The sequence below is a fragment of the Microbacterium sp. UBA837 genome, from assembly GCF_002296025.1.
Lineage (GTDB): Bacteria > Actinomycetota > Actinomycetes > Actinomycetales > Microbacteriaceae > Microbacterium.
In genome coordinates, this window is sequence record NZ_DBHD01000152.1 from 15,290 (window position 1) to 22,039 (window position 6,750).

The 6,750-nt window shown below is 66.2% G+C and carries 8 protein-coding genes; 5 read left to right on the top strand and 3 right to left on the bottom strand.

Annotation, left to right across the window (positions count from 1 at the left end; translation table 11 throughout):
• The first annotated feature begins 41 nt into the window (after window positions 1–41).
• From B3587_RS11145 to B3587_RS11160, 4 genes are read left to right on the top strand one after another with little or no spacing between them, the layout of a single operon-like run.
• Window positions 42–434 carry a TOBE domain-containing protein gene (locus B3587_RS11145; protein WP_228177957.1) on the top strand — a complete coding sequence of 131 codons (393 nt, stop codon included), beginning with the start codon at window positions 42–44 and terminating at the stop codon, window positions 432–434.
• 3 nt (window positions 435–437) lie between these two features.
• A complete protein-coding gene (modA, locus tag B3587_RS11150) occupies window positions 438–1,223 on the top strand; it encodes a molybdate ABC transporter substrate-binding protein (protein WP_292728621.1) in 786 nt (261 codons plus the stop codon).
• Window positions 1,220–2,038 (top strand): ABC transporter permease, encoded by an 819-nt coding sequence (locus tag B3587_RS11155; protein WP_228177959.1) that lies wholly within the window; start codon window positions 1,220–1,222, stop codon window positions 2,036–2,038. The genes modA and B3587_RS11155 overlap by 4 nt, the downstream gene beginning before the upstream one ends.
• Window positions 2,035–2,805: an ABC transporter ATP-binding protein gene (locus tag B3587_RS11160; protein ID WP_228177960.1), complete on the top strand. Its 771-nt coding sequence runs from the start codon at window positions 2,035–2,037 to the stop codon at window positions 2,803–2,805. Before B3587_RS11155 ends, B3587_RS11160 begins: the two co-directional genes overlap by 4 nt.
• Before the next feature lie 60 nt (window positions 2,806–2,865).
• On the opposite strand, the gene cydB is transcribed toward B3587_RS11160, so the two are convergent.
• The 3 genes from cydB to B3587_RS11175 form a co-directional block, all read right to left on the bottom strand.
• On the bottom strand, window positions 2,866–3,897 hold the full coding sequence (gene cydB / locus B3587_RS11165) for a cytochrome d ubiquinol oxidase subunit II (protein WP_228177961.1): 1,032 nt from the start codon (window positions 3,895–3,897) through the stop codon (window positions 2,866–2,868).
• Between the two features lie 12 nt (window positions 3,898–3,909).
• The gene (locus B3587_RS11170; protein WP_228177962.1) at window positions 3,910–5,352 is read right to left on the bottom strand and encodes a cytochrome ubiquinol oxidase subunit I; all 1,443 of its coding nucleotides are present in this window, start codon (window positions 5,350–5,352) and stop codon (window positions 3,910–3,912) included.
• Window positions 5,353–5,513: 161 nt separating this feature from the next.
• On the bottom strand, window positions 5,514–6,158 hold the full coding sequence (locus B3587_RS11175; protein WP_292728627.1) for a helix-turn-helix transcriptional regulator: 645 nt from the start codon (window positions 6,156–6,158) through the stop codon (window positions 5,514–5,516).
• Between the two features lie 89 nt (window positions 6,159–6,247).
• On the opposite strand from B3587_RS11175, the gene B3587_RS11180 reads away from it, so the two are divergent.
• A partial coding sequence (locus B3587_RS11180; protein ID WP_292728630.1) for a hypothetical protein occupies window positions 6,248–6,750 on the top strand: 503 nt, incomplete at its 3' end.

Genomic DNA, 6,750 nt, shown 5'->3' on the forward strand with positions numbered 1-6,750 from the left:
ACCTCCAGATGCCCGCATTCACGGAATGTTAGGGTTTGAGGATGCACGCTTATCGCATTGCCGATGCTGCCCGTCTGCTCGGGGTGAGCGATGACACCGTCCGGCGGTGGATTGAGGCGGGCAGTCTCGCCACAACGGGAGCAAGCCCGGCCGAGATCCCCGGCGACGCGCTCGCCCAGCGCGCGGTGGAGCGCGCACAGCAGGCAGCCGAGGCATCCGACGTGCTCTCGAGCGCCCGTAATCGATTCGTGGGCCTGGTGACCCGTGTGCAGATTGACGGGGTGATGGCCCAGGTCGACATCCAGTCCGGCCCCCACCGGGTCGTATCCCTCATGTCAGCAGAGGCCGTTCGCGAGCTAGACCTCGAGGTCGGATCGCTTGCCGCGGCAGTCGTCAAGGCGACGACAGTCATCGTTGAAGCACCGAAGGACTGAGCAGTGACTCTTCCGCTCGTAGCCCGCGCCGCGCTCGCCGCTGCTTTCGTGCTCGTTCCGGCCGGCTGTTCGGCGGTGTACACAGACGAATCACCGACCGCCTCGACGCCCGAGGTCTCTGGCGAGCTGACGGTCTTCGCTGCGGCGTCGCTCCAGGGGGCGTTCACGGAGATCGCCGCGCGGTTCGAAGACGCCTACCCCGACGTGGACGTCCGCCCGATCACCTACGACGGCTCCGCCACCCTGGCGACACAGATCGTCGAGGGAGCGCCAGCTGACGTCTTTGCCGCAGCGAACGAGTCGACCATGGCGACAGTTGTCGATGCCGGGCTTGCCGAGGCTCCGCAGCTGTTCGCCTCGAACACTCTCGTGATCGTCGTGCCCGCGGGCAACCCGGCGGATGTCTCAGAGCTCGCCGACCTGGCCGATCCGGACCTGTCTGTCGTCTTATGTGCTCCGGAGGTGCCGTGCGGTTCGGCGTCGCAGAGGCTCCTTGCGGGTGCTGACGTGTCAGTCGCACCCGCGAGTCTTGAGCAGAACGTCACCGCGGTGCTCACCAAAGTCGCTGCCGGCGAGGCCGATGCGGGCCTGGTGTACCGCACGGATGTCGCCGGTCGCGAAGACGTCGAATCGATCGTTCCCGATGGTGCCGAGGCCGTCGTGAATCTCTATCCCATCGCTGCGCTCCGCGCCGCCGCCTCGCCTCAGGCAGCGGCAGCGTTCATCACCTATGTCAGCGGACTCGAAGGACAGCGCGTCCTTGCTTCGTTCGGATTCGGCGCGCCGTGAGCACGGGAACCGGAACGCTTCTTCCGCGTGCGTTGATCGTTCCGGCGCTGCTCGGCCTCGCGTTTCTCGTCCTGCCACTCATCGCGCTCATCGCCCGGGTGCAGTGGGGCACCTTCTGGGCTGACATCACCTCGACCGAGGCTGCACAAGCTCTCGGGTTGTCGCTGGGAACGGGACTGGCCGCGACGGGGCTCTGTGTGCTGCTGGGCCTTCCCCTCGCCTTGCTGATCGCCCGGTCGTCGCCTCGCACGGCTGCGGTGTTGCGAGCCCTCGTGACGGTTCCCCTGGTGCTTCCCCCGATGGTGGGGGGAGTGGCCCTGCTCTTTCTGTTCGGGCGTCGCGGCTGGGTCGGTAGCCTGCTCGCCGAGGCCGGCATGGCGTTGCCGTTCACCACGACCGCGGTCATCATGGCCCAGACCTTCGTGGCGCTGCCGTTCCTGGTCCTGGCCGTGGAGGGATCGCTTCGCGCCACGGGCACCGATCTCGAGCAGGTCGCCGCTGGGCTCGGCGCCGGGCGATGGGTGATTCTGAGCCGCGTGACTCTTCCCCTCGCAGCACCCGGGCTGATCGCCGGCGTGGTGCTGAGCTTCGCACGTGCGATCGGTGAGTTCGGCGCCACGGCGCTGTTCGCCGGCAATGCGCCCGGGGTGACCCAGACGATGCCGCTGGCGATCTACACAGCCTTCAACGGGGCCGGTGTCACGCAAGGAACTGCAGTGGCGCTCTCGCTGCTCCTGCTGGTGACGGCGTTGGCTGTGCTGTTGCTCGTGCGCGGGTGGCGAGGCGAGGCACCGAGACGGGGAGTTCCCGGATGACGGCACAGCTTTCGGCGCGGATGCGGGTCATCCGATCATCGCTCTTCGACCTGGACCTGCACCTGGATCTCGCACCGGGCGAGCGGGTTGCGGTGATGGGGCCGAGCGGCGCGGGGAAGTCGACGTTGTTGGCTGCGCTCGCCGGCTTCGTCCGCCTGGATGCCGGTCGCATCGAACTCGACGGGGATGTGATTGCCGACGCTTCGGTGCGAGGGGGCACGGCCCGCCGTGGCATCCATGTCGCTCCGATGGATCGCGGGGTTGTGCTGCTCGGGCAGGAGGCCCGCCTCTTTCCTCACCTCAGTGCCCGTGAGAACGTTGCGTTCGGCCCTCGCGCGCGGGGTCATTCCCGCACCGAGTCAGGGCATGCCGCCGATGAATGGCTCGACCGCGTCGGACTTGCCGGGTTCGGCAATCGGATGCCGGCCCAGCTCTCGGGTGGGCAGCAGCAGCGGGTGGCTGTGGCTCGCGCACTTGCCGTGGAACCGCGGCTCGTGCTGCTCGATGAACCCCTGACCGCGCTTGATATTCAGACGGCGGCAGAGATCCGGATGCTGCTGGCAGACCAGTTATGCAGCACGGCTGTGGTCATCACCCACGATCCGGTTGACGCCCTCGCCATCGCCGACCGACTCGTCGTGATCGAGCGGGGGCGAGTGACGCAGTACGGGTCGGTTCGCGAGGTAATGGGTCATCCTGCGACGCCGTTTGCGCGGGCGCTCTCAGACCACGTGCGAATTGCAGGGTGCATCGGCGACGACGGCTGAACGCAAGGACCGCCTGGCGCAGCGCCAGGCGGTCCTCGACAATCTCGGTGTTTGGCCGGTTCAGTGTTTGACGAGCTCCGCCTTCTCGATCCGCGACCGGGTGACGCGCTTGCGGAACACCCAGTACGTCCAGCCCTGGTACGCGAGGACCAGCGGGAGGAAGATCAGCGCCGCCCACGACATGATCGTGAGGGTGTAGTCGGTGCTCGAGGCGTTCTCGATCGTGAGGCTGAACGCGACATCCGTGGACGAGCGCATCACGTTCGGGAACATCGACATCCACAGCGTGAGTACCGCGAACGCGACGGTGAAGATCCCCGCCGTGAACGCCCAGCCCTCGCGCTCCTTCGTGTGGAAGAACATCGACAGCAGCAGGGCGACGGCCGCCAGGGCTGCGGCTGCGATCACCAGCGGCAGGAGCGGCGCTTCGTGAGCTGCAGCGATGAAGATCGTCCAGATCAGGAACGCTGCAGCGACCACGACGGTGATGAACCCGACCCGGGTCGCGAGGCGCTTGGCATCCTGATGCACCTGAGCGTCGGTCTTGAGGCCGATGAAGTACAGGCCGTGCAGGAAGAGCACCAGCACGAGCGTGATGCCGCCGAGCAGTCCGTACGGGTTGAGCAGCGTCAGGAGAGAACCGGTGTACTCGTGGTTCTCATCCAGCGGCACACCTTGGACGAGGTTCGCGACAGCGACACCCCACAGCAGCGCCGGCAGCACCGACCCGATGACGATCATCGTGTCGAAGCCCTTCTTCCACCGCAGGCCCTCGCGCTGGTGGCGGTACTCGAATGAGACGCCGCGCAGGATGAGGGCGAGCAGGATCAGCAGCAGCGCCAGGTAGAACCCGCTGAACAGCGACGCGTACCACTCGGGGTAGGCCGCGAACAGGCAGGCGCCGGCGACGATGAGCCAGGTCTCGTTGAAGTCCCAGACGGGACCGATCGTGTTGATGATCTGACGCTTTCCGACCTCGTCCTTGCCGAGGAAGGGGAGCGACATTCCCACGCCGAAGTCGAAGCCGTCGAGCACGAAGTAGCCGACGAACAGCACTCCGACGATCCAGAACCAGAGGTATGCGAGATCCATGATGATCAGCTCCTAGTAGACCGTCGTCGGGGTGTCTTCGCGTGAGGTCGGTTCGGCATCCGCGCTGCCCGGCTCGGGGAGCGGATCCGGTCCCTTGTGCACGGTCTTGAGGATGAGGCCGAATTCGACCACCGCAAGCGATGCGTAGATAGCGGTGAAGGCGACCAGCGAGATCAGCACCGACCAGCCGGGAACGCTCGGCGATACGCCGTCTTCGGTCAGCATGAGGCTGAACACGATCCACGGTTGGCGTCCCATCTCGGTGAACACCCAGCCGACGAGCGAGGCTACGAGTGCGATGGGTGCCGTCCAGATCGCGACGCTCCACGCCCAGCGGGGCACCTCGCGCTTGGCGTTCTTGCGGGTCAGCCACAGGCCCACGATCGCGATGAAGGTCGCGAGGAAGCCGAGGCCCATCATCCAGCGGAACGACCAGTAGGTGATCCACAGCACGGGGTTGAAGACGCCGTCCACCTGCGCGGCAAGATCCGGCCACTGCGCGGCGTACTGCGCGTTCAGGTCGTTGATGCCTTCGACGCATCCGTCGAGCGTGTGTGTCGACAGCAGCGAAAGCAGATACGGGACGCGGATCGACCAGATTTCACCGGTGCCGTCGGGGGTTCCGATCGAGAAGATCGAGAACGATGCGTCAGCACCACACGCCGAGTTGAACAGCGCCTCGGCAGCTGCCATCTTCATCGGCTGGGTGGAGACCATGACCAGACCCAGCTGGTCGCCGGCCAGGAAGGTGCCAGCGAAGGCGACGATCATGCCCCACAGCCCGAACTTCAGGGCGGGGCGCATCATCTCGATGTTTCGCTTGCGGGCCATGTGCCAGGCCGCCGCGGCGATCACCACGCCCGACGAGAACATGAACGCCGCGAAGATTGTGTGCGGGAACGCCGCCAGGGCGATCGGGTTGAAGACGACCTCGAGGAAGTTGTTCATTTCGGCGCGCGAGCCGTCCTCGGCCATCTGGTAGCCGACCGGGTTCTGCATGAACGCGTTCGCAGCGATGATGATGTATGCCGACAGCAGCGCGCCGATCGAGGCGATCCAGATGGATGCCAGGTGCAGCCCCTTCGGGAGTTTGTCCCATCCGAAGATCCACAGGCCGATGAAGGTGGCTTCGAAGAAGAACGCCATCAGCCCTTCGAAGGCGAGGGGGGCGCCGAAGACATCACCGACGAAACGCGAGTAGGACGACCAGTTCATGCCGAATTGGAACTCCTGCACGATGCCGGTCACGACTCCCATCGCGAAGTTGATCAGGAAGATCTTCCCGAAGAACCGCGTCAGGTGCAGCCACTTGACGTCGCCGGTGCGGTACCAGACGGTCTGGAAGATCGCGACGGTGACCGACATGCCGAGGGTCAGCGGCACGAACAGGAAGTGGTACAGCGTCGTGAGGCCAAACTGCCATCGGGCTAGCAGCAGCGGATCGAGCAGATCCATGATTATTCCCCCCAGATCGAGGTTGTGTACTGGTGGTCACGCTACCCCCGGCTCTATCAGCCGGGGTGAAAGTTGGGGCCGTGAATAAGTCGCCCTTGCCGGTGTCTGACCACATCATGGTACCTCGCTGGCGGCAATGCCGGAGGAGGACCTTGGTCCGCTCAGCTCGCGACGAGTTCCGCGGGGCGCGAAGCGTGCGCGGCAAGAAGCTTCACCACACACCGTTCAGGATGCCGAGACGCCGTCATGCAGTCGACCCGGAGCGGCCCCCCGGCTTGGGAGAGCACGCCGTCCATGAGGCCCAGGTGCACAGCGCACAGCGTCTCCCGGTCGCGCGCGCTGGCCGAGGCGTGGGGGCAGGGGGAGAGGTCGACGGTCAGTGTCGACTCGTCGACGATGGGATCGAACCCGGCGTCCCCGAGATCCTCCACCAGGGCATCGAGCTGATGGACGGCCTCTGTCGGCAGGTCGTCGACATCCGTCCACGGCATGACCCGACGCATCAGGTCACCGCGCTGCGCAGCAGCCCGGGCCTTGTGGCGTGCGACTGCGCTGGTCGAGTCTCTGTCCTGCCCGGTCGCTGCCGAATAGAGCACTCGCGGGCGGCCGCGTGTGGTGCGGTGCTCGGTCTCGGCCACCACGTAGCCGCCGTCGACGAGCCGCTGCAGGTGTTCACGCACGGTGTTCGCGTGCAGGCCCGTCGCCTCGCACAGTTCGGTGACGGTCCGCTCGGGTCGCTCCTGCAGCAGGAACAGGATGCGGACGCGGGAGAAGCTCGAGATCGCACTGTAGGTAACGCGGGTCATAGCAGGATTATGGGTCGCCGATCGGCTCGCCCAACCGGGAATAAGGTCCCATGGGCGGGGGCCCGGTCGATGTTTGCCACAATGGATGCATGTCCCGATCGCGAGCGACGCGCGTCATCCGCGCCTCAGTCGCCGCGTCGATCGCGACCTTCGTCGCGCTGTTCTCGCACGTCGCAGCGGGCGGAGCGATGCCCTCGTGGCTGGGAATCGCCGTGCCGTGGGTGCTTTCGCTCGCCGTGTGTACGGTGCTCGTCGGCCGCGCGCTCTCACTGCCGCGACTGGGTGTCGCAGTGGTCCTCAGTCAGCTCCTGTTCCACCTGCTGTTCGTCCTCGGCGCTGACAGCGGAGCCCCTGCAGGAACAGTCGCCACCGGCCACGTCCATGGCCTCCCTATCCTCGATCTGTCGACGGGAGCGACGCCAGTCGCCGCTGACCTGTCGATGTGGTTCGCGCACCTCGCGGCAGCCGTGCTCACGGTCGCGGCGCTGTACCGGGGTGAACGACTCGTCATCCGGCTTGGTGTCCTGGCTCGCGAGCTGCTCGCATGGGTGCGCCGGCGCATCCTCTCCGGTGTCGTCAGGCTTCCTGCGGT